General features: G+C 45.1%; 20 protein-coding genes. 8 read left to right on the top strand and 12 right to left on the bottom strand.

Annotated elements, in window-relative coordinates:
• Window positions 1–218: transposase (locus NI467_RS11235; protein WP_253152977.1), on the top strand; the 218-nt coding region annotated here is incomplete at its 5' end.
• A gap of 70 nt (window positions 219–288) precedes the next feature.
• Here NI467_RS11235 and NI467_RS11230 read toward each other — a convergent pair.
• The 4 genes from NI467_RS11230 to NI467_RS11215 form a co-directional block, all read right to left on the bottom strand.
• Window positions 289–1,164 carry a lysophospholipid acyltransferase family protein gene (locus NI467_RS11230; protein WP_174659347.1) on the bottom strand — a complete coding sequence of 292 codons (876 nt, stop codon included), beginning with the start codon at window positions 1,162–1,164 and terminating at the stop codon, window positions 289–291.
• A gap of 18 nt (window positions 1,165–1,182) precedes the next feature.
• Window positions 1,183–1,404 carry a hypothetical protein gene (locus NI467_RS11225; protein WP_151205068.1) on the bottom strand — a complete coding sequence of 74 codons (222 nt, stop codon included), beginning with the start codon at window positions 1,402–1,404 and terminating at the stop codon, window positions 1,183–1,185.
• Between the two features lie 113 nt (window positions 1,405–1,517).
• Entirely contained in the window at window positions 1,518–3,302 is a 1,785-nt protein-coding gene (aspS, locus tag NI467_RS11220; protein ID WP_151205067.1) for an aspartate--tRNA ligase, read from the bottom strand.
• Window positions 3,303–3,473: 171 nt separating this feature from the next.
• A complete protein-coding gene (locus NI467_RS11215) occupies window positions 3,474–4,238 on the bottom strand; it encodes a DUF4184 family protein (RefSeq protein WP_174659348.1) in 765 nt (254 codons plus the stop codon).
• 142 nt (window positions 4,239–4,380) lie between these two features.
• Here NI467_RS11215 and znuD point away from each other — a divergent pair, with 142 nt between their 5' ends.
• Both znuD and NI467_RS11205 read left to right on the top strand, forming a co-directional pair.
• Window positions 4,381–6,462, top strand: a complete 2,082-nt coding sequence (znuD, locus tag NI467_RS11210; RefSeq protein WP_253152975.1) for a zinc piracy TonB-dependent receptor ZnuD — start codon at window positions 4,381–4,383, stop codon at window positions 6,460–6,462.
• Window positions 6,463–6,568: 106 nt separating this feature from the next.
• On the top strand, window positions 6,569–8,032 hold the full coding sequence (locus NI467_RS11205) for a phospholipase D family protein (RefSeq protein ID WP_151204228.1): 1,464 nt from the start codon (window positions 6,569–6,571) through the stop codon (window positions 8,030–8,032).
• Window positions 8,033–8,081: 49 nt separating this feature from the next.
• Here the strand turns inward: NI467_RS11205 and NI467_RS11200 are convergent, their stop codons facing one another.
• Window positions 8,082–8,534 (bottom strand): hypothetical protein, encoded by a 453-nt coding sequence (locus NI467_RS11200; RefSeq protein ID WP_174659351.1) that lies wholly within the window; start codon window positions 8,532–8,534, stop codon window positions 8,082–8,084.
• Window positions 8,535–8,723: 189 nt separating this feature from the next.
• Here NI467_RS11200 and NI467_RS11195 point away from each other — a divergent pair, with 189 nt between their 5' ends.
• Window positions 8,724–9,167, top strand: a complete 444-nt coding sequence (locus NI467_RS11195; protein WP_253152973.1) for an RcnB family protein — start codon at window positions 8,724–8,726, stop codon at window positions 9,165–9,167.
• Between the two features lie 349 nt (window positions 9,168–9,516).
• The gene (locus NI467_RS11190) at window positions 9,517–9,723 is read left to right on the top strand and encodes a hypothetical protein (RefSeq protein ID WP_151204225.1); all 207 of its coding nucleotides are present in this window, start codon (window positions 9,517–9,519) and stop codon (window positions 9,721–9,723) included.
• Between the two features lie 45 nt (window positions 9,724–9,768).
• Here NI467_RS11190 and NI467_RS11185 read toward each other — a convergent pair whose 3' ends face one another.
• The 3 genes from NI467_RS11185 to NI467_RS11175 form a co-directional block, all read right to left on the bottom strand.
• On the bottom strand, window positions 9,769–11,550 hold the full coding sequence (locus tag NI467_RS11185) for an acyl-CoA dehydrogenase C-terminal domain-containing protein (RefSeq protein WP_151204224.1): 1,782 nt from the start codon (window positions 11,548–11,550) through the stop codon (window positions 9,769–9,771).
• A 184-nt stretch (window positions 11,551–11,734) separates the two neighbouring features.
• Window positions 11,735–13,537 (bottom strand): acyl-CoA dehydrogenase C-terminal domain-containing protein, encoded by a 1,803-nt coding sequence (locus NI467_RS11180; RefSeq protein WP_151204223.1) that lies wholly within the window; start codon window positions 13,535–13,537, stop codon window positions 11,735–11,737.
• A gap of 292 nt (window positions 13,538–13,829) precedes the next feature.
• Entirely contained in the window at window positions 13,830–14,462 is a 633-nt protein-coding gene (locus NI467_RS11175; RefSeq protein ID WP_174659354.1) for a hypothetical protein, read from the bottom strand.
• A gap of 138 nt (window positions 14,463–14,600) precedes the next feature.
• On the opposite strand from NI467_RS11175, the gene baeS reads away from it, so the two are divergent.
• The 3 genes from baeS (at window position 14,601) to NI467_RS11160 (ending at window position 17,548) form a co-directional block, all read left to right on the top strand.
• On the top strand, window positions 14,601–16,259 hold the full coding sequence (gene baeS / locus NI467_RS11170) for a sensor histidine kinase efflux regulator BaeS (RefSeq protein ID WP_151204221.1): 1,659 nt from the start codon (window positions 14,601–14,603) through the stop codon (window positions 16,257–16,259).
• Window positions 16,260–16,272: 13 nt separating this feature from the next.
• Complete coding sequence (locus NI467_RS11165) at window positions 16,273–16,959, top strand: response regulator (RefSeq protein WP_253152966.1); 687 nt, start codon at window positions 16,273–16,275, stop codon at window positions 16,957–16,959.
• An 82-nt stretch (window positions 16,960–17,041) separates the two neighbouring features.
• Window positions 17,042–17,548, top strand: coding sequence for a GNAT family N-acetyltransferase (locus NI467_RS11160; protein WP_174659357.1), 507 nt, complete (start codon window positions 17,042–17,044; stop codon window positions 17,546–17,548).
• A gap of 307 nt (window positions 17,549–17,855) precedes the next feature.
• Here NI467_RS11160 and NI467_RS11155 read toward each other — a convergent pair whose 3' ends face one another.
• The 4 genes from NI467_RS11155 to NI467_RS11140 form a co-directional block, all read right to left on the bottom strand.
• Window positions 17,856–19,301 carry a YdiU family protein gene (locus tag NI467_RS11155; protein WP_253152963.1) on the bottom strand — a complete coding sequence of 482 codons (1,446 nt, stop codon included), beginning with the start codon at window positions 19,299–19,301 and terminating at the stop codon, window positions 17,856–17,858.
• A gap of 417 nt (window positions 19,302–19,718) precedes the next feature.
• The gene (locus NI467_RS11150) at window positions 19,719–20,885 is read right to left on the bottom strand and encodes an acyl-CoA desaturase (RefSeq protein ID WP_151204217.1); all 1,167 of its coding nucleotides are present in this window, start codon (window positions 20,883–20,885) and stop codon (window positions 19,719–19,721) included.
• Between the two features lie 397 nt (window positions 20,886–21,282).
• Window positions 21,283–21,996, bottom strand: a complete 714-nt coding sequence (locus tag NI467_RS11145; RefSeq protein ID WP_253152961.1) for a glycerophosphodiester phosphodiesterase — start codon at window positions 21,994–21,996, stop codon at window positions 21,283–21,285.
• 142 nt (window positions 21,997–22,138) lie between these two features.
• Complete coding sequence (locus NI467_RS11140) at window positions 22,139–22,723, bottom strand: cob(I)yrinic acid a,c-diamide adenosyltransferase (RefSeq protein ID WP_253152959.1); 585 nt, start codon at window positions 22,721–22,723, stop codon at window positions 22,139–22,141.
• Window positions 22,724–22,727: the final 4 nt, after the last annotated feature.

The raw sequence follows: 22,727 nt of genomic DNA, 5'->3' as shown, positions 1-22,727 counted from the left end.
ATAAGGATATGATTCCCATTATTCCAATGAGATCAAATAGTAAGAGGTCGAATAAGGAGTTTGATAAATATCTATATCAATTAAGACATTTGGTTGAAAATGCATTTGCGAGATTAAAACATTTCCGTGCTATTGCTACCCGATTTGATAAGCTTGCACGAAATTATCAGTCTATGATCTACATTGCTTGCATGTTTATTTGGTGCAAAGCCAAATGAGGACACGCCCTAGTTTCTCTACAATAAAATGTAATACCTTGAAAGTCAAAATCTATAAAGTAGGTAGGTTTTATATTCTAATAACATGATAAATGTTTTTACCTCCTTTAACCTTCCTAAATCTTTTATACCCCCACAAATACTGTTCTGGAGCGACATTAATCATGCGCTCCATTTCTTTATTCAGCGTATCGACTGAAAGCTGCAAATCTTTGGCATTAATCTCTGCAGATAAAGTCTGCACATGCACCTCAAAACCAGATAAATCTTCACGTCTTAAACAGCTGAGTCCAACCACAGAGCATTGCGTTTTAGCTGCCAGTTTAGACAGCAAAGTGGAGGACAAGGCATTTTGTCCAAAGAAAGGTGAGTAAATTCCGCCAGACTCTTTAGGTACATGATCCGGTAAAATTGCAGCAAATCCGCCCTGTTTTAAATGTTTAAATAAGGCGCGAACCCCTGTTTCATCGGTTGGAACCAGAGTCGCATTCAGTCGTTGTCTAGCTTCCAGCATAAAACGATCAATATCTTCATTCTTGCTGGGCTTGTACATAATGACTGGTGAGGTATGTTGATTCACCCAGACATTCAAAAGTTCCCAGGTACCAAAATGTGGAACCACGGCCAAAGTTCCATTTGGGTTTTTCAGCGCGTCTAAAAAAATATTTTCCCCGTGCACGACCTTGATCTGCTCAAGGGCAAACTCCGGTGCAGAACCCCAAGTCTTGATTGATTCTGCATAGGTCATGCACTGACTTTTCAGGCTACGCTGGGTCAAATCAGCGTGTTCAGATTCAGAAAGTTCAGGATAAGCAGAAGCCAGATTGATTTCGGTCACCCGACGTGCGGAGGAGTTGCTCAGATAAAGAAGAGAACCCGCCAGCCGAGCTAAATTTTGAATCAATCTGAGGGGGAGTCTTGAGAAATTTTTGAGTAAGAGGTACATGGCATCCAGAGTATTTGATTAAGATTCTTTATCCGGATTACCCTTCAATACCATATAAATCAAGCCGATAAAAATAAACAAAGCGCCAATGATGCTACTTAAGCAGAAATAGACAATACGCTCATTGGTATCTAACTGGAACAGGTTATTTGCAAGGATATAGCGCATAAATAGCCATTGCACCACAGAAAATACAATCAGCATAATACTACGATTACGAACAGCAGGACGCATCGCCATTGCTAAATCACCTAAAAATAGAAACTGAGGCTATTATGCCACTGTTGGGAACTGTTCTCAATGTAATAAAAAAGCCCTGCAATTGCAGGGCTTTTACTTGAAATCGCCAAGAATTATTCTTGAGATTCAGCTTTTGGTTTTTCACGTAAACGAATACCCAGGTCACGCAGTTGAGTTGCTTCAACTGGTGCTGGTGCTTGAGTCAGTGGACATTCAGCCGTTTTGGTTTTCGGGAATGCGATTACATCACGGATTGAAGATGCACCAGTCATCAGCATGACTAAACGATCTAAACCAAATGCCAAACCACCATGTGGAGGTGCACCGAATTTAAGCGCATTTAACAGGAAGCTGAATTTCTCTTCGGCTTCTTCTTCATCAATGCCAAGCGCTTCAAAGATCGCTTTTTGCATTTCTAAAGTATAGATACGCAGTGAACCACCGCCGATTTCAGTACCGTTTAATACCATATCGTAAGCAACAGACAAGGCTTCACCCGGATTGTTCTTCACCTCTTCAACGCTTGATTTTGGCAGCGTGAACGGGTGGTGAACAGAGGTCCATTTGCCATCATCAGTTTCTTCGAACATTGGGAAGTCCACCACCCAAAGCGGTGCCCATTCACAAGTCGCAAGGTTCAAGTCATGACCGATTTTCACACGAAGTGCGCCCATGGCATCATTCACGATCTTCGCTTTGTCTGCACCGAAGAATACGATGTCGCCATTTTCAGCGCCCACGCGTTTCAACAGATCCAGCACGATTGGCTCGATGAATTTTACGATCGGTGATTGAAGACCTTCGATGCCTTTTTCAAGCTCGTTGACTTTAATATAAGCCAAACCTCTTGCACCGTAGATGCCGACAAATTTGGTGTATTCGTCAATCGCGCTACGTGGTAAAGCGCCTGCACCCGGTACGCGAAGCGCCACGATACGGCCTTTAGGATCTTTAGCAGGGCCTGCAAATACCTTGAACTCTACATCTTGCATCAGGTCAGCAACATCTACGAGTTTCAAAGGAATACGAAGGTCCGGTTTGTCAGAAGCATAGTCACGCATGGCTTCTGAATATGGCATACGCTGGAACTTGTCGAATTTGACGCCAAGAAGTTCATCGAACATCTTCACAGTCATGCCTTCCATCAAATCCATGATGTCATCGTCACTCATGAACGATGTTTCAATGTCGATCTGGGTAAATTCTGGCTGACGGTCTGCACGCAAGTCTTCATCACGGAAGCATTTTGCGATCTGGTAGTAACGATCAACACCACCCACCATCAATAACTGTTTGAACAGCTGTGGGGACTGTGGCAGTGCATAGAAGCTACCATTGGATACACGGCTTGGGACTAAATAGTCACGTGCACCTTCAGGGGTGGCACGGGTCAGAATAGGAGTTTCAACGTCTAAGAAACCATGATCATCCAAATAGTTACGGATCAGGTTGGTTACTTTAGAGCGGAAACGTAAACGGTCTAGCATTTCCGGACGACGGATATCGAGGAAACGGTATTTTAAACGGATTTCTTCAGAAATATTGGTGTTTTCATCGTTCAGCGGGAAGGGTGGAGTTTCAGACTGAGCCAAAACTTCAATTTCTTTACCCAAAACTTCGATTTGACCGCTCACCATGTTGGCATTTTCAGTACCGGCATAACGGCGACGTACACGGCCTGTAATTTTTAATACGAATTCAGAACGGGCTTTATCTGCTGTTGCAAAGGCTTCAGGTGTATCTGGGTCGATAACCACTTGAACCAGACCGTCACGGTCACGCATGTCCAGGAAAATCACACCACCGTGGTCACGGCGACGATGTATCCAGCCACACAAGGTTACAGTTTGGTCGATTTGAGCTTCGGTTAAAGAACCGCAGTAATGAGTTCGCATCATAGCGTTAAAAATCCAACTATATGGGTTAAGGAAGCGTATACGTAAACAGCGTACCGCCTTAAACAAAGCTAGGATTATGCCTCTTTGGACATATAGTCACAAGAACTTGGGACAAAAACAGTCGCATTTTAAAGTGAATAAGCGGGAATAAACAAAAAGCAGGGACGTTCATCAGCCCATGCGCCGGTTTCGGTCCAGCAGTAAAAACAGCAAGCAACCCAGACTAAAAACAATCAAAAAACCTTGGCTAAATTCATTGATGGATCGGCCGCTAAAATAGTACAGATCAGCTTGCCAGACTTCTGCGGGGATATAACGCATATAATCCCAGACCGAGAGTCCACCGGTCATGAGGGACAGGCCAAGTAGCCCTGAGCCCGCTATTTTAATCCGGGTACTGACCGCCAGATATTGCCGGTGGGTCTGATAATAATGCAAGCTCATCCACAGCAGAAATGGCAGTGCTAAAAACGAAGTACCGATTTGCAGGAGGCGATGCAGAGGATAACTGTGTCCAAAAATGAGTAATTTCTGATTTAAAAAGTCATGAAAAGCAAAAGTACGAAAATCGACATGGGTCAGACCATCCCAGACCAGATGGGTGGCTGTTCCCACAATCAGGGCCAGACACATGCCGACAAAAAACTTAAATACTGCAAAAAAATCGTGCATTTTCAGTTCATGCTGAATGCCAGTCAGGCGGTAAATCACAGGTCGATAAATGAAATACCACAGCGCACAGAAGCCCAAGCCAATCCATAAGTTAGGATAGATCAGCGAGGACCATAAATGTGTGGTGCTGGAACTGTCCTGACTAAAGAGACGATATAAATCCGGTACCATACAGCCAATTGCCAGGGCAGCGACAGGAAACCGGTTTCTGGTCAGATAGGAAATGGGTGGAGCAAGTACTGCATGAGATAAGGTAAAGGGCATAAATTGAAATACAGACTAAAATTTTTAAACATCATGAAGTGCCATAGTAATAAATTTAGCGGCTATTTATCGTAAAAGATTGCAAATCAATTGATATGTTATAATATAACAAAATCAAAAATGGCCGATTTGAGCTGGGATCATGTCTTTTCACAAGAATTTAATAACATTGTCAATTTTTTCGGTGCTGACACCGAGTGTATGGGCAGAACAAACATCATCTACGCGAATGCAAACGCTGGAGACCATTCAGGTGATAGCGCCTGCCTTGAACCAGACCGCAGCAGATTTTGCAGGGGTACATCATATTGTGGACCAGAAAGCCTTGTCTGAGCGTGCGACCAGCATTGGAGATGCACTGGCAGATGAGCTCGGCGTATATTCTAACCAGTATGGGAGTGGCGCGAGTCGCCCGGTGATTCGCGGGCAGGATGGGCCACGGGTCAAAGTATTGCAGCACGCTTCCGAAACCGCCGATGTATCTACCTTGTCGCCTGACCATGCCGTGACAGTTGATCCGATTCTGGCCAAGCAGGTTGAGCTGATACGTGGCCCATCTACACTGTTATATAGCGCCGGTACGGTCGGTGGTCTGGTCAATGTCAGGGATCAGAAAATTCCCACCCAGCTGCCTGAAAATGGTCTGGAGGGCACCGCGGGCTTGCGTTATAACTCGGGCAGTGATGAAAAGCTGGCCAGTGTCGGAGTCACTGCGGCAGTGGGGGAAAAGTTTGCGTTACATGTAGAAGGATCTCAACATCAAGCCCATGACTATATTGCTCCGGATTATTTCCATGAGCATGCGGGCGAATTAGAAAAAGAACGTCGGGTTGGCAATACTTTTGCTGAAGGACAAACGGTCAATGTTGGTGGCTCATGGGTTCATGACCGTGGTTTTGTCGGGATGTCTTATAGCAACCGTCAGGATCAATATGGTTTGCCAGGACATAGTCATGAATATCATGACTGTGAAATTCAAGGCGATCATTTTTATTGCCCAGCTTCTAAACAGAATGATCATGATCATGCCGCCGGACCATGGGTCGACTTGAACTCTGAGCGTTATGATCTGCGAACTGAACTGGAACAGCCTTTTGCCGGTTTTGACAAGTTACGTGCGCATGCCAGTTTTACCGATTATGAGCATGATGAGCTGGAAGAAAATGCAGTCATTAGTAATTTCAAAAGCAAAGGCTACGATGGTCGTTTAGAGCTGGTGCATGTTCCGGTTGCTGGTTGGGAAGGGGTGATTGGAGGCCAGTTCTCAAGGCAGGATATTGATTTATCTGCACCCGAGTCACATGGCCATAATGACCAGACAGATCATAATCATAATGTACTGATGGCAGATACCCGCACCCAAAAATGGAGCGTATTTGCACTTGAGCATAAACAGCTCGGCGATGTACAGCTGGAACTGGGCGCACGTATAGACCATCAAAAAGTCAAGGTTGATTCTGAGCAGAAAGATTATTCGGGCACCGGGCTGTCTGCTTCGGCAGCTGCCCACTGGGAATTTAAACCCCACTATAAGCTCTCTTTAGTGGGTTCACATCAGCAGCGTTTGCCGCTGGCTCAGGAGCTGTATGCAGACGGATTGCATTTTGCGACCAATAGCTATGAAGTCGGTCAGCCTGATCTGGAAAAAGAAAGCTCAAATAATCTGGAGCTTGGCCTGTATTATCAAGGGGATCAGCTGGACTATCAGGTGCATATTTATCATAACTGGTTTGATGATTATATTTATGGAGCAACAGTGGCACGACAGGGGAATTTAAAAGGAATTCAGTATACTCAGGCTAAAGCCAGATTTTATGGAACAGAAGCACAAGCGGGTTATCAGATCAATGAACGCTATAAGCTGAGCGTATTTGGTGACTATGTACGTGGCAAGATTGAAGGGGAGGATGCGCCACGTGTACCAGCAGGTCGGCTAGGCACCCAAGTGGAAGCCGATTTTGCTGATGGCTGGTCAGGTCTGGCTGAATATTATCATGTGTTTGATCAGAATAAGGTGGCAAGCGATGAAGATGAAACACCGGGCTACAATATGCTTAATCTGGGGTTAAGTTATCACCATACACTTGCCAATCAGAATGCCTATCGCGTGTATTTTAAAGCCAATAATCTGCTGGATGATCACGTCTATTCCCATAGTTCATTTCTGTCCAATCTTCCTCAAGTCGGACGTAACTTTAGCGTCGGCGTTCAGTACGATTTCTAGCAGTATTGATAAAATGAGAGTTCGAATCAAAGAGCTGTCACTGAAATCCACTTGAAAAATCATCCGATTAAACCTAGCCTGAGCAGATTAGGTTAGGTTCTTTCTTATGCGTATCTTTCAGCGAATTCACAATAAACTCAACTGGTCAAATCGCCGTTATGCGGTACTTATTCTGGGTATTATAGCCGTCGGCTATCTGGCATCAGCGATTTATCAAAGCTATAAACCCTTGCCAGCAGGGCTTAACTATACGGGCAAGCTGCGCCATGCTGAAGTGAAGTTTCTGGCGGATCAGACCTATCTGGATGCCCAGGGCAAGCAGCATCTGGATCAGCAGATTTTCAATGAAATGCTGAAGATGATTGAAGAAGCCAAATCCCTGATCGTACTGGATATGTTTCTTTTTAATCAGCAAACTGGTATGTCCAAAGAGCAGCATCAGGCGCTCAGTACCGAGCTGACTCAGGCCCTGGTGAATAAGCGGCTATTACATCCTGAAGTCGAAATCAGGTTTATTACCGATCCGATTAATACGGTCTATGGCGGCGTGTCGGCTGACCACTACCGTCAGCTGCGCCAGCAGGGAGTCGATGTCATTGAAACGGATCTGACTCCGTTAAGGGCTTCAAATCCAAGCTGGTCAGGCTTCTGGTACTTATGTTGCCAGGGGGTCGGCAATAATCCGGACAAAGGCTGGTTGCCGAATCCGTTTGGAACAGAAAAAATTACCCTGCGCAGTTATTTTGACCTGTTTAATTTTAAGGCCAATCATCGCAAAACCCTGGTGGTAGATACAGATCAGGGCTGGAAAGCTTTAGTCACTTCGATGAATCCGCATGATGGCAGTTCAAAACATTCCAATATCGGCTTGCTGGTTTGGGGGCGGCCTGCGCTGGATATTCTGGCTACCGAGCAAACGGTTGGCATGATGTCGAAGGCCAGTATGCCTGCGGTTATAGCAGGAGAATTTGAAGCTGATAAGACCCAGCCACAGGTGCAGGTGCTGACTGAAAAGGCAATTTATGATGCCGTTTTAAACCAGATTCAGACTGCTAAAGCCGATGATCAGCTTGACCTGGCAATGTTCTATCTGTCTGAGCGCAAGATCATTAAGAGTTTGATCGCTGCTCATGAGCGCGGGGTCAAATTGCGTGTATTGCTGGATCCCAACAAAGATGCTTTTGGCCGTGAAAAAAATGGCATTCCCAACCGTCAGGTGGCTTCGGAACTGCATAAGGCAGGAATCAATGTACGCTGGTGCAATACACAAGGTGAGCAATGTCATAGCAAGATTTTAATCAAATCCAATATCCAGCAGGCTGAAATGATTTTGGGTTCTGCCAATTTCACCGCGCGTAATCTGAAAAACTATAATCTGGAAACCAATATACGTGTGCTGGGACAAAAAGACGCAGCAGTTTTCCAAGAGGCCCTGCAATACTTTAATACAGCCTGGTTCAATCTGGATGGCCGTCAGGAGAGTGTGGATTATTCGCAATATGCAGATGATTCAGGGTTGAAATACTGGCTGTATCGCTTTATGGAGTGGAGTGGCTGGTCGACATTTTGATGCTTTCTCCTAGCCCTCTCCTGAAAGGGGGAAGGCTAGGAGGAAGAGATTAGTTTTCCGGATTTGGCGGAATCAGCTGATCCAAATCTTTATCTGACATCATATCGAGTTCTTTAATATCAGTTTTAATCTTCCATTGCTCTTCATTCTCTACCGGATTGGGCAAACGTGCTTCAAGCCAGTCACACACCACATCGGGTGGAAAGTCAGCATGATTACACTGGATCACCCATGACAAAAAATCTTTAGCCACACCATTCATATAAGGGGGCGGGGAAACCGGAAGAAACTGGGTCGGCAAGCGCTCGTTTTTGGAAATATAGTTCAGGACATGCCCCAGTTCCTGGACTGTTTGCCATGCCAAAGGATGATCGACATTGATCTGAAACTTAAACCACCAGGCCTGTTGGCCATCCGTGCCATAACTATCAATCAGTTCTTTTTGAACACTCGGGACCTTACAAAAATATTCATACAAACGATCGAAACTTAAGTCAGACACAGTATTTAACTCGAAACCATTAAAAAATGGATTCTAGCATAACCCAGACACCCCACTGAGAAAAGCTCCAGATTGAATCGAGGCCAGGCGCGAAGCCTTACAAAAAACTGTAGAAAAATCCGGAATATTCATATTTTCTCCCGATCTTTTGTTTAAAATGTAAACAAGAGGGTGTCGGGGGAAATGTACATGCACAAAGTTCTATTTAGCGCTGTATTGGCAGGTCTGTGTTCTACTATGTCTAGCCTGTCTATTGCCGGAAATGCCTGGACCGGTTATGGCAGCAGTGATCGATATAACAAGCCCTACCATCCTTCGTCACGTCCAGATTATCCGCACCATTCACATAGACCTATGCCACCGAATGCGCACAATCCGCAACGTCCGCCGCACTGGGGCTATCCGCCAGCCCACAACCAAAGTGGCCTGAATATCCGTTATCAGGCACCGACCACCATCTATCAGAATAATAATAGTTATCGCTGGGTCAATGGCGACCCGAATGTGGCCCGAATTGAAAGCTCCAATTATACCCTGATCACGGATTGGCAGCGTTTGGGACTGCCGGCACCTCCTGCGGGAACTTACTGGATTTATGAAAATGGGCGCTATGTGCTGGTACCCAATCGCTAAGCTGAAATTCCTCTTGATTGAAGAGGAAAGTAGAGGGACAAATTAAAAGCTCAGAGTTAAGTCGGATATAAAAATTCTTTTTTAAATTTGATCTTGCATCAATAAAATCAAAGCTCGCCTAAGCCGAGGAGCCAACTGGCTGGGAGGCCGGGCATTGATTCGCGTGACTGAGTAATTTCATCTTTCCTTCGATTGGCGTATAGAAAGTAAAGATGAGGCAAAAAATAGCAAACACAGAGCATGCACAAAAATAGAGGAACTGAATAAAAAATTATTTGAACTTTTGCGCTTTTTTTAAACTAAATTGCTATAGTGTAGGAGCGGTATCTTGAATAAATAGGAGAAAAAAGTGCTAGATAAAATTCAAACAAAAATTAGTCAACTTGCAGCAGGTAAAAAACTCATTCTTGGCACAGGCATCAAAGCGGATGAGATGCAGAAGGTGCTGGAATTGTGTGAGTCCCTGGAATCGGATGGGGAAATTAAAATTGTGAGCAAACATCTTAATCGTAAAACTCAGCAGCAGCCAGATACCATTTTAATTCAGAAAGTTTAATCATAAAAAAACGCCTGCAGATGCAGGCGTTTTTTAAGTGCTCTTTTAAGCTTGGGTTGTGAAATAATCTTCAGAGAAATTCATGATGATATCGGCACCGGTTTTTACTTTGGTAATGCGTAATGCCAGTTCCGGCAGAATGCGTTGTGCAAAATAATGTGCCAGTGCAAGTTTATTCTGGTAGAACTCGCCCTGTTTATCTTTGGCGGCATTGGCAATACGGGCAAACATATAAGCGAAGCTCAGCAAGCCAACAGCGTGCAGGTAATCCACAGCAGCGGAGTTAGAAAATTCGGTATTTTCACGCGCAGCTGCTAAAACATAGTGGGTCACAGATTCAACTTCAGTCGCTGCATCCAGTGTGGCATCTTTAATAAAATTAAGATCCGCATCTAAACCATTGGTAAAGTCACGGATTTCCTGAATATACTCTGCAATGAATTCACCGTTACACTTAATGGTTTTACGGCCAATTAAATCTTGAGACTGAACGCCATTGGTGCCCTCATAAATTTGCGCAATACGCAGGTCACGGATACATTGTTCCATGCCCCATTCTCGAATATAGCCATGACCACCGAAGACCATCTGTGCATCGAGCGTGGCCTGGAAAGCAGTATCCGTCAGATATGCTTTTGCGATTGGTGTTAATAGCGCAACACGGTCATTGGCCTTTTTCACAGCTTCCGGATCGGTCGAGAACTTGGTAATGTCCAGCTGTTGACCTACATATACCGCGAATGCACGTGAAGCTTCATTGTTGGCACGTGCATTCAGCAGCATACGGCGTACATCACCATGTACCAGAATACTGTCAGCCGGTTTGCTTGGAGATTGTGCACCAGATGCGCTGCGGCCTTGCAGGCGGTCTGTGGCATATTGGGCCGCATTTTGATAAGCAAATTCAGAAGCGCCCAGACCCTGAATGCCCATGGACAGACGTTCATAGTTCATCATGACGAACATGGCAGCCAGGCCTTCATTTTCTTTGCCGACCAGATAGCCTTTGGCACCGTCAAAGTTCATCACGCAGGTCGCAGACGCTTTAATCCCCATCTTGTGTTCGATTGAACCTGGACCGACCGGATTGCGTTCAGCTAAGGTACCATCTTTATTGACCAGGAATTTTGGCACGATGAACAGAGAAATACCGCGTGAACCTGCAGGTGCATCCGGTGTTTTTGCCAATACGAGGTGGATAATGTTTTCCGCCAGGTCATGGTCACCGCCAGTAATGAAAATTTTGGTCCCAGTAATGTTATAACTGCCATCTTCATTGCGTTCAGCTTTGGTTTTAATAATTCCCAAATCTGTACCTGCATGCGGTTCAGTTAGGCACATGGTGCCTGACCATTCGCCTGAATAAATCTTAGGCAGATAGGTTTCTTTCTGGGCTTGAGAGCCGTAGCTGTTTAAGGCCATACCTGCACCGACAGAAAGCAGCGGATACAGCATGAAAGACGGGTTGGTCGCAAACAGCATTTCATCAGAAAGTACGGTCAGCATTTTCGGCATTTCCTGACCGCCCCATTCAGCATCAGCCCCTAAGCCAATCCAGCCACCTTCTGCATACTGTTTAAAAGCCTCTTTAAAGCCGGCAGGGGTGGTCACATTGCCATTTTCATATTTCGCGCCTTCTTCATCCCCGCTACGGTTCAGTGGCAGCATCACGTTTTGCGCAAACTTTGCCATTTCTTCCAGAATGGCTTCAGCGGTTGCTGCATCGACATGGGCAAGATTTTCATTGGCTTGCCAGAATTGTTCTGCATTAAACACATCATTTAAGATGAACTTCATATCAGCAAGCGGCGCGTTATAAATTGGCATAGTGTCACCTGTTTATTTTTCAATTCGGTAGGTTGTTTCTAAAGCTTGAAAGCACAAGTTTTTAGAGAACAATTATTTAAATGTTGATCCTTTATAAAGAAAAAGGACCGCCAAAGCTATGACCGTCCTTTCGCTATTTCTGTACTCATGAGTACAGCTTTTTTAATATCGGCTAGATATTACTTTAAAATGCAAAGTGTTCTGCATCTAAAGCCATCAGTGGCTCTACACCAGTTGCGATCACATCTACATGTGAACGAACGCGTGGCAGAATCTTCTTGAAGTAGAAGCGGGCAGTCGTGATTTTGGCATTGTAGAAATCAACTTCTGTCGTACCAGCAGCCAGAGTTTCCTGCGCAACCAGTGCCATACGTGCCCATAGGTAAGCCAGCGTTACATAACCCGAGAAGTACAGGTAATCGACTGCTGCTGCACCCACTTCTTCAGGGTTTTGCATGGCGCGCATACCGATTTGCATCGTTAAGTCACCCCATTCTTTGTTTAATGCCGCAAGCGGTTCAATAAACTCGGTCAGTGCACTGTTGTCTTTGTTGGCTTCGGTAAATTTGTGGATGATCTTGGTGAAGTCTTTCAACATTGCACCTTGAGTACCCAAAACTTTACGGCCTAACAGGTCAAGTGCCTGAATTTCAGTTGTACCTTCGTACAGGCAGGCAATACGTGTATCACGTACGATCTGCTCCATGCCATGCTCAGAAATAAAGCCGTGACCACCGAAGACCTGTACGCCATGTTTTGCTGCTTCTGAACCGGTTTCAGTCAGGAACGCTTTCGCAATTGGCGTCAGAAGTGACAAGATGTTGTCGGCAAACTTACGGTCAGCTTCTTCAGTGCCGTGTTCAACCACATCAGCATATTGAGCCAGCAGGTAAACCAGCGCACGACCACCTTCAGCAAATGCCTTTTGCGTGAACAGCATGTTACGTACAGCCGGATGTACGATAATTGGATCTGCCTCTTTTTCAGGTGCTTTAGGGCCAGAAAGTGAGCGCATCGCTAGACGGTCTTTTGCATACGCAAGTGCGCCTTGGAAAGAACCTTCAGAAGCCGAAACGCCTTGTATGGCTGTACCGATACGCGCTGTATTCATGAAAGTGAACATGCAGTTCAGACCGCGGTTTTCAGGACCAATCAGGAAGCCTTTGGCATTATCAAAGTTGATCACACAGGTTGCATTGCCATGAATACCCATTTTATGTTCGATGGAACCACAACGTACGCCATTACGATCGCCTATGCTGCCATCCGCATTGAGACTGAATTTCGGTACGATAAACAGCGAGATACCTTTGGTGCCTTTAGGTGCGCCAGGAAGACGAGCCAGTACGATATGGATGATGTTCTCAGCCATGTCATGCTCACCAGCAGAGATAAAGATTTTCTCGCCAGAAATTGCATAGCTACCATCTGCTTGAGGTTCAGCTTTGGTACGGATAATACCTAAATCAGAACCTGCATGAGATTCGGTCAGACACATGGTTCCTGTCCACTCACCTGAAACCAGTTTAGGCAGATAGGTATTCTTTTGTTCGTCTGAACCATGGTGTTCCAGAGTACGGACCGCACCGTGAGACAGGCCAGGGTACATGCCCCATGCCCAGTTCGCTGTACCGACCATTTCAGAAATACTGATACCCAGGGAGTTTGGCAAGCCTTGGCCGCCATATTGTTCTTCGGCAGAAAGAGAAGGGAAGCCTAACTCGATATATTTTTGATACGCTTCTTTAAAACCGGTCGGGGTCGTTACTACACCGTCGTTCCAGCTACAGCCTTCGCGGTCACCCACTTGGTTTAAAGGTGATAATTCATTTTCACAGAAGTCAGCCGCAGCTTCTAAATACTGATCAACCAACTCACGGCTTACGTTGTCCTGGAATGCTGGAAGTTTTGCATAGTGTTCTTCAGCATTTAATAGTTCATGCAATACGAACTGCATATCACGTAAAGGCGCTTTGTATTGTGGCATATCGGTTTCCTCAATACTGGTTTAACCAGCGTTATAATCCTAAATTAAATACAACGTATCTTCATTGACACGTATCGGCATGAGTCTAATCCTGCAACATCTTCCCTCGCGGTACAAGCATTTCAAGGGAATTTCTTGGTGACTGTAAAGTCAAAGATTAGTATATATCAATGATCAAAAGTATTGAGGGTAAAGACTTTTTGTAAGTTTTTATGAGGCAAGAAAGGTCAACGCATAATAATGCCAGCCAATAAAAAAGCACCCGGAGGTGCCTGATTAGTGAATCATGTTTTTATTGAGATGCAGCCGTTGCTACAGGTGCTTTGGGTTGAAAGCGCACCATACACTGACCATTAATGGTTTGGTCAGCGATTTTAACCTGTACCGCCTTGCCTGGGGCTTGGCCCTGACAGGCCCGAGCAAAAGCAGTCTGTAAAGCCTGGCGTTCTGCCAGATATTGATCGTACTGTTTGACCAGTTCGGCACGTTTTGTATCGGTTAATACGTCAGCGCCGTTCATACCGCCACGGAAATTCCCCTGCATCGGGCGGTGTTCACCGCGCATACCACGGAATTCACCACGTTGTTTCATCTCTTTGCGGTCAGCCTTAAAAAAGATATTACACTGGCCTTCAATAGTTTTATCGCCGGCTTTCACTTGTACTGTGCTGCCAATGGTCTTACCCTCACAAGCCTGCTGCATCTGTTTGCCCAGCTGCATCCGTTCGGTGCGCATGGCCTGGTAGTGTTCGCGCTGCTCAGGAGAAAGCTGATGGGCTTTTTTAGCTGCATGATGCTCATGATGTTTCATCATGTGTGGATGTTCTTTGCTGTCTGGCACCTGGCTGGTCGATTGACAGGCGCTGAGTAAGCTCATAGACACAATGCTGGCACCGATTAAACCTACTTTTGTCATTGCTTTCATCTCGCTACCCCATTTATTAGAAGCTGATTTTTTAGAATGTTTAAAGATTAAATAATAAAGATGAAGAAACAATGGAGGGTTTTTTAATCCCGTGTTCGTTACAATGATGAATACAGAAGAAAAATCGAGATTCTTGCTTTGAAAATTCGTCGTATTCCGATTGCCTTACGCCTGTTTTTAACTGTGCTGTTGACGACGCTGCTCATCACGACGGTGAGTCTGGGCGTATTGCATCTGAATATGCAACGGAACTTCACCCGCTATGTGGCGGATGTGGAAATGCAGAAACTGGATCATGTGATTGAAAACCTTGCAGACGTTTATATGGTTTATCAGGACTGGGGCAATGCCATTCAGGCACAGATTCTGCAAATTGAAGGGGAAGCAGCGCCAGATGATTATGACCGCTTATCACGCTGGTGGTTACGTCGCCAATATGATATTGCCTTGCAGCAGCGTTATTTTCAGGAACAGACTCTGGCCAGTGTTACGCCGTCCAGTATGGTTGAGCCCAGCTTGGCACCGCGACCCGTCAATCAGGAAGAATTGCGCATACTGGCCTCAAATATGCCTTCTCAATTTCAGCCCTTTGAAGGTTTGAGATTTCCACTCAGCTCGAATCAAGGCGCGTTCCGAACCGATCATAAAAATAAGGGGGAGCAATCGGCAGGGCGGCCAGCAGGCAAGAAACAGTTCATTCAAATGCCGGACCGTCTGGGACTCAGTTCGCGTCTGTCTCTTTATGATGCAAAGCGCCGTTTTGTGGTGGGAGAAGCTTCAGATGAGCAGATTTCCTATCGTCCGATTATGGTAAATAAGCAGATTGTAGGTTATTTGGGCTTAAAGCCGGTTTTAGATCAGGATGATGCTTTAAGTATTAATTTCTTTAGTAATCAGAAGCGTTACCTATTTTTGGTTTATGGTTTAAGTATTCTTGCCAGTCTGATTGCAGCGTTGTTGTTGGCGACTTATTTTAAAAAACCGATCCAGCGTTTACTTAATGGTACCCGTGAACTGACCCGAGGTAATTATCAGCATCAGGTCAAAGTAAAACGTAATGATGAACTCGGTGATTTATCCAGTGAATTGAACCAGTTAGCAGTGATTCTGGATCAGCATGAAACATCGCGCCGTCAATGGGTGGCAGATACCTCGCATGAGCTGAAAACACCGCTTGCGGTCTTGCAGGCTCAGATTGAAGCCATGCAGGATGGAATCCGTAAACCAACACCGGAACATTTTGCCTCGATGCTAGGTCAGGTGACGAGCCTGAAAAAGCTGACTCAAGATCTGGCTGCTCTGGCACAGGCTGATTCACAGCAGTTGCAATTTTATTGTGCCACGGTCAATCCTTGGGAAGTGGTACAGCAGGAACTGATGAGCTTCCAGCCAAAATTTGAACAGGCCAAGCTGAGTGTGACTGTCGAAGGCGAGGGGGCAGAACTGGAACTGGATTTGGATCGCTTTAAACAGATTGTGGGCAATCTGCTCAGTAACAGTATTCGCTATACTGAAGCCGGTGGGCAGGTGCATATCCATACGGAGCAGGATGACAGCTCGTGGACTTTATATATTGATGACAGTCCATTTGGTCTGACAGATGAGCAACTGGCCCGGATTGGAGAGCGTTTCTATCGGGTTGATGATTCGCGTACCCGGGCCACTGGCGGAACAGGGCTCGGTCTGGCGCTATCATGTAAAATTACTCAAGCAATGGGCGGCAGCCTTAGCTTTGCACATTCACCGCTGGGTGGTTTGCGCTGCAAGCTCAGCTTTCCTAAACAAATGAAATCTTAAAGGAAATAAATTCATGAAACATATCATGCTGGTTGAAGATGAAATCGAACTTGCACAGCTGGTGCGAGACTATCTGGAAGCTACTGGTTTTGAGGTCAGTATGTTTCATGATGGACAGGAAGCATATAACAGTTTTATCCAGCGTAAACCCAACCTGATGATTCTGGATCTGATGGTGCCGCGTATGGATGGCCTGACGATTTGTCGTAAGGTGCGTGAGCAATCGGATCTGCCTATTATTATGGTGACCGCGCGGACTGAAGAAATTGACCGGGTACTGGGCCTGAATATGGGCGCAGATGACTATATCTGTAAGCCATTTAGCCCGAAAGAACTCGTGGCGCGTGTACAGGCTGTACTTCGCCGTCTGGACCGTAAGGTGGAGCCGGAAAGTAATGACCTGTTCCGTATGGATAAATCACAGCAGCGTATCTGGTACCAGCAAAAAGCCTTGAATCTGACCCCAACCGAGTTTCGTTTACTGGAACTGTTCCTGGAACATGTCGGTCAGGTCTATTCACGCGCACAGTTGCTGGATCATATTAATCCGGACAGTTTTGATGTCGCAGACCGGGTGATTGACAGTCATATCAAAAACCTGCGCCGTAAAATTTCGGATGCTGCGGAAACCGGTAACCGTCATGAGTGGATTCAGGCGGTGTACGGGGTGGGTTACCGTTTTGAATATCCTGAGGACTAATTTTCAAGCCTGTTAAAGAAAAGCGAATAGACTGGGGGTATTCGCTTTTTTATGATGAGCAGAAAAAAGTTGAGATGCATTGATGACCCTCATAATCCGACTAGAACAGGCTGAAGATATTCAAAAGATTGCAGAGCTGACTCAGGCGGCCTTTGAACATGTAGAGTATTCAAGCCACACTGAACATTTTATTGTGAATACACTGCGTAAAAGAAATAAGCTCACTGTTTCATTGGTCGCCACAGATGATTGTCAAATTGTGGGACATGTGGCGATTTCGCCTGTACGATTATCCTCAGGAGATCAGGGCTGGTATGGCTTAGGCCCAATTTCAGTTGTACCATCTCGTCAAGGCTTCGGTATTGGCTCAGCATTGATAAATGCGGCTTTGAAGCAATTAAAAACCCGCAATGCTCAAGGATGTGTGCTATTGGGTGATCCAGCGTATTATGCACATTTTGGATTTAAAGCGATTAAAGATTTGAGGTTGGCAGATGTGCCAGCCGAATATTTTCAGGCGATCAGTTTTATTGGGTATTTTCCACAAGGGGAGGTATTCTATGACGAAGCATTTAATGCTACACAATAAGTATCAATTGAGTTTGACTATGTCCTTTCGGTCTTTTTTTGCTCCATAGCGCTGGCATACGACGCTTTGCTCATCTGTAAGTTCCTTTAAAATGGTTTTTCCATGCTTTATGGCACTATTACATGAGCAGTTGCTCAATACCATTCACGAGTTAATAGAATGGTTTTATTGTTCCAATCTCATTTTCTACTTAAAGACACGGTGGTTTTTAGGCAAGTGTACGTCAGTCATTCGCTAGAAATAAATCAAAAAAAGCTGTGGGGGATTGCTTAAATTATCCACAGCTTTGAGTTGGGTTGTGAAGAAATTATGATGAACAGCTGACCATGACTTCTGGTACATCGCTTGGTAAGGGAGCTAAATCTTCAGCTTGTTCTAGGTCTCGCTGTTTTAAATAAGGCTGGCTTAAAAGTTTAAATAGCCGATCGACTTCGGAAAAGTCATCCCGCCCCGCCAGTTCAATGGCTTTCTGTGCCATATGGTTACGCAGAATATAATGCGGATTGGCCAGCGCCATTGCACCATCCAATTCTGCAAGGTTTTGATGTTCACGGATCGTGTTATATAGACTTAAAAAGCTTTCAAATTGACGGCGATCCAGACAATCATCCTTGATCGCGTCATATTCCCTATTTTGCAGGCGAAGGAAGCTTTGGGTGTAATCCAGTTGCTCACTTTGCAAAATTCGTAAAAATGCCATGGCACAGTCAAAGCTGTCTTTATGAAAACGAGGCAGGCCCATTTTCTGGTTTAAGCCATTCCGATAATGTTCAAGGAAGGTCGGTTCATAATGTTCCAGACATTCGGCCAGATCCTGTTTCCATTGTTCTTTGTCATAATTTTCAGGACACAGCGCAACCAGATTATTCAGCCACATCCACAGATTCCAGTGGCCAATGCTTGGCTGTTGCTGATAGGTATAACGGCCCTGATAATCTGAATGGTTGTTAATCCAGTTAGGGCGGAAACGCTCCATAAACCCATATGGACCAAAGTCCAGGGTGGAACCGGTAATATTCAGGTTATCGGTGTTCATTACTCCATGTGCGAATCCAAGCAGTTGCCATTGGGCAATCATTAGAGCCGTACGCTGGATAACCTGGCTGGCAAAAGCCAGAATCGGTTGTTCAGCTTGTAGACATTCAGGATAATGCCATTCGATACATTTCTGGGTAAATTCAGGCAGTAACTCAGGCTGATATTGATTGATCCATTCGAAATGCCCGAAACGGATATGGCAATCTGAAGTCCGCAGTAACATGGCACCAGGCTCCAGTTTTTCCCGCTGTACGCCTTGAGCCGAAGAGGTAAAACCGACGGCATTACTCGATGCAACCCCTAAACAATTTAAAGCATGTCCTGCCAGATATTCCCGAATCACTGAACGCAGTACAGCGCGGCCATCTCCCATACGTGAATAAGGAGTGGCTCCTGCTCCCTTTAAATGCAGGTCAATGGTCTGGCCCTGCTGATCTAAAATCTGTGCGATCAGCAAACCTCGTCCATCGCCTAACTGTCCGGCCCACTGGCCGAACTGGTGTCCTGCATAGACCATGGCCAAGGGTTCAAATTCGGCAAAAGTTTTTTGACCACTACAAATCTCGACCCATTGTGCTTTATCCTCTTCAGACCATTGCAACTGTTCTGCGAGTGCAGCATTAAAATGTCCTGCTTTGGCACCTTTAAGTGGTAAAGGCATTTGCTGGTGATAGAGACGGGCAGGGAGCTGAGGATAACGGGAATTAAAATGCATAAGGCACAGGATAATGAAATAATTAAGATCAATATAACAAAGAACCCTGTTTAAAACTGTTGTAAAAAGCAAGTATGCGTAAGAGAAAGTTGAATCAAAAAAAGCTTCTTTGAAAGCTTGGAAGTGGGAAATGCTGCTCAGTGTAGAGTTGGTAAAACTTTTGTTTGAAAAGTTATGATATTAGGATCGGTTTTAAAAAGCTTGTCGAGAATTACTGTAGACCCTCGCAATATTTAAAACTTACAGTTTTCCAGCTCTAAGCGCAAACCTGTAATGCGCATGCCATATTTGCCATACCCAGCTTAATTTAAAATTCCAGGTTTAAAATCGGAGAATGATCCTTAAAAAAAAACGAAGGAGCTTATTTCTAAACTCCTTCATTGAATTGTATCGCCCTAAACAGGACAGTTAATAAAATTACTGTGACACCGGCGCTTTCTTTAAATTACGCACCAACAGATTCAGGGTCTCACGATGGTGGGAAAGACGCTGTTCCACCAGCTGGAATTCAACTTTCAGCTTGTCATCCATCTGGTGAATTTTCTCTGCCATAGCAGCCCTTTTGATCTGGATTTCCTGTTCTTTCAACTTGGCCCAGTCATTTAAGGTATGAGTAAATGCTTCATATTCCAGAGCAATTTTGCTTTTGACATTGGCCATGTCTTCAGTCACGTTATGACCATATACTGCCAGATCCTGCTCGGCATATTTGAACCGCATCGCCAGTTCTGCTTTTTTGATATTAAAACTCGGAATACGGCGCAGATTTTTTGCCAGTCCCAGTTTTGAACAGCTCCAGATCAGCCATTTGGTTGGATCATACTGCCACCATTTCACGCCATTACGGTAATCGTACTGGAAAATGTGATGATAGTTATGATAACCCTCACCCCAGGTCGCAATTGCCAGCCAGAAGTTGTCACGTGCCGTATTTTCATCAGTATATGGGCGTGAACCCCACATGTGGCACAGCGAGTTGATAAAGAACGTTACGTGATGGCTTAGAATCAAACGCACCAGACCACCCAGTAGCAATACGCCCCAGACATCCCCCACAGCCCAGCCAATTGGCAGCAGGATGGCAGCATGGACTGCAATTACCAGAGGGACATAATATTTGTGCTGGAACATCACCACTTTATCATTCAGCAAATCAGGTGCGTTTTTATAGTTCGGTTCCGCGGCAGGATAATCACGAAGCATCCAGCCTAGGTGTGCATACCAGAAACCGTTGTTAATAGAATAGGGATCTTTTTCCACATCATCTACATGGCGGTGATGGGTACGATGACCAGAACCCCAGTACAAAATACTGTTCTGTACGGCAAAGGTTCCCATAATCATCAGAATGATTTTTAAAGGCAAGGTGGCCTCATAAGCACGATGTGCCCAAAGACGATGGTATCCCGCTGTAATACCCAGGCTACTCACGCCCAGTAGAACAAACATGCTGATCCAAGCGGCAAGGCTGAAATCATGGTGATACGCATATAAGGGAATTGCGATCACAGCGACAATGGGCAAAACCACCAAAGCAAAGACTGCGACCCAATTAATTGGGGCTTGAGGTAGGGGAGCATTCATCTCCAACAGCACTCCTGGAACCTGGGAAGGTATAACAAAAAGCAGAGACTACTGCCTGATTTAACAGCAGCAAACTGGGTCATCTTAGCATGCCCCCTGAACCATCACTAGCATTATTGTACAATTGTATTGTACTGGCCGGTAACAGGATAATGAGGGTCTTGCAGGTGGTTTTTCTCGTCAGAAGTGCATCTTGTTTTAGATTAAGTATATAATATTTATCAATATTATTAATCTGTCTATGGGGTTAAAACACTTTAAGTGAATGTTGGCTTTTGATCCTGAATTCACAGATATAAAACAGGGGGAAAAGAAAATATAACCCGATTTTTGGAAATTTTTATTCTAAAAAATAAGATGGATAAGCCTGAATCAAAAAGCAGCGTAATATTACACTTTAAAGTTGCTGCATCATTAATTTGGGATAATCAGTAATCAGGCCTTGAATGCCCCAGTTGCGTAACTCTTTGGCACGGGTCACATCATTGACTGTCCAAACGCTAATGCTAAGTGCTGCAGCCTGAGTGGTCTGAATGATGTCTTTGCTGGCTAATTCATCCATCCAGCCAATCTGGCAGCAGCCCAGTTGCAGTGCCTGATCAATCGCCAGATATTTCACATCCGTTTCGACTAAAAGGCCGCGTTTTAAACGGGATTTTTGTTGTTGTAGGGCTTGATGAATTTTGAGGTCAAAACTGGTGATGACGACAGCCTGTTCAAAGCCTTGCAATTGCTGTTCGAGTTCAGTGGTGATTTTTTCAGCGTCCGCTTCAGAGGCCACACTTTTGACTTCGACTTCAATATGATCAAAATTCTGAATGATCGTTAAGGTCTGATCCAGCAGAGGCGTGGCTTCAACCTTATGCCATTCCGACCAGCTAACGGCATGGTTATATAAGGACAGATCCTGACGGCTACATTCATAGAGCGGTTTTTGTAAACCGGTGGTGCGCACAAAGTCATCATCATGCATGATGATCAGTGCATTGTCCTTCAGCTGGCGTACATCAAACTCGACCGCGCTAATTCCAATATCCTGAATGTACTGAAAACCGCCAAGCGTGTTTTCTGGTGCTTCGCCACGCGCACCACGATGACCAATTATGCGCATAGACTGCTCATAAATTGAGAAGGTGAATTCATTATAGGTGTGCGATATGACAAAAAAATGATAAGCCCTATTGTCGTCAGATGCTGTGTAAATTCAAGCTACATCTGACGCGTATTTTTAGATGCTAAACTGAAATATAATTTTACTTTTCGATGCTGTCATTGATGTTTTTCTGCCACAGAACCTCTGAGCCGCCTTCAGCACGCTGCCAGGTACGTGAGGCCACAAACAGCCAGTCAGAGAGACGATTCAGTAATTGTAGAGAAGCCGCTTGAATATTCTGGTCACGGGAGTGAACTGACATTACGCTGCGTTCTGCACGGCGACATACCGCACGAGCCTGATGGGCAAAACTGCAGACCAAACTACCCGCAGGCAAAATAAAGTCTTTCAGCATCGGTAAGGCTTCATTCATGCGGTCAATGTCATTTTCTAGAAATTCAATGGCAACGGGTTGTACCAGATTAAAGTTGGGAATGCAGACTTCACCTCCCAGATCGAACAGCCAGTGCTGGATCAGACTCAGGGATTTATCCCAAGTGGCTTTATCTTCGATTGAACTTATGGAAATTTGTGCGCGTAATACCCCAATAATTGCATTCAGCTCATCCACATCCCCTAGTGCAGTGATGCGTAAATCATCTTTAGCCACACGTGAGCCATCGCCCAGTCCTGTGGTGCCCGAATCGCCGGTGCGGGTATAGATTTTACTTAAACGGTGGCCCATGATA

It is taken from the genome of Acinetobacter sp. S4397-1, assembly GCF_024129285.1.
Taxonomy (GTDB): domain Bacteria; phylum Pseudomonadota; class Gammaproteobacteria; order Pseudomonadales; family Moraxellaceae; genus Acinetobacter; species Acinetobacter lwoffii_C.
The sequence above is the reverse complement of the archived record's forward strand: the minus strand, read 5'-3'. Positions and strand labels throughout refer to the sequence as shown.

Bases quoted from the DNA above. Each gene is read 5' to 3' on its own strand.
- NI467_RS11230 (WP_174659347.1), bottom strand. From the start codon at position 1,164: ATGTACCTCTTACTCAAAAATTTCTCAAGACTCCCCCTCAGATTGATT.
- NI467_RS11225 (WP_151205068.1), bottom strand. From the start codon at position 1,404: ATGGCGATGCGTCCTGCTGTTCGTAATCGTAGTATTATGCTGATTGTA.
- aspS (WP_151205067.1), bottom strand. From the start codon at position 3,302: ATGATGCGAACTCATTACTGCGGTTCTTTAACCGAAGCTCAAATCGAC.
- NI467_RS11215 (WP_174659348.1), bottom strand. From the start codon at position 4,238: ATGCCCTTTACCTTATCTCATGCAGTACTTGCTCCACCCATTTCCTAT.
- znuD (WP_253152975.1), top strand. From the start codon at position 4,381: ATGTCTTTTCACAAGAATTTAATAACATTGTCAATTTTTTCGGTGCTG.
- NI467_RS11205 (WP_151204228.1), top strand. From the start codon at position 6,569: ATGCGTATCTTTCAGCGAATTCACAATAAACTCAACTGGTCAAATCGC.
- NI467_RS11195 (WP_253152973.1), top strand. From the start codon at position 8,724: ATGCACAAAGTTCTATTTAGCGCTGTATTGGCAGGTCTGTGTTCTACT.
- NI467_RS11185 (WP_151204224.1), bottom strand. From the start codon at position 11,550: ATGCCAATTTATAACGCGCCGCTTGCTGATATGAAGTTCATCTTAAAT.
- NI467_RS11180 (WP_151204223.1), bottom strand. From the start codon at position 13,537: ATGCCACAATACAAAGCGCCTTTACGTGATATGCAGTTCGTATTGCAT.
- NI467_RS11175 (WP_174659354.1), bottom strand. From the start codon at position 14,462: ATGAAAGCAATGACAAAAGTAGGTTTAATCGGTGCCAGCATTGTGTCT.
- NI467_RS11165 (WP_253152966.1), top strand. From the start codon at position 16,273: ATGAAACATATCATGCTGGTTGAAGATGAAATCGAACTTGCACAGCTG.
- NI467_RS11160 (WP_174659357.1), top strand. From the start codon at position 17,042: ATGACCCTCATAATCCGACTAGAACAGGCTGAAGATATTCAAAAGATT.
- NI467_RS11155 (WP_253152963.1), bottom strand. From the start codon at position 19,301: ATGCATTTTAATTCCCGTTATCCTCAGCTCCCTGCCCGTCTCTATCAC.
- NI467_RS11150 (WP_151204217.1), bottom strand. From the start codon at position 20,885: ATGAATGCTCCCCTACCTCAAGCCCCAATTAATTGGGTCGCAGTCTTT.
- NI467_RS11145 (WP_253152961.1), bottom strand. From the start codon at position 21,996: ATGCGCATAATTGGTCATCGTGGTGCGCGTGGCGAAGCACCAGAAAAC.
- NI467_RS11140 (WP_253152959.1), bottom strand. From the start codon at position 22,723: ATGGGCCACCGTTTAAGTAAAATCTATACCCGCACCGGCGATTCGGGC.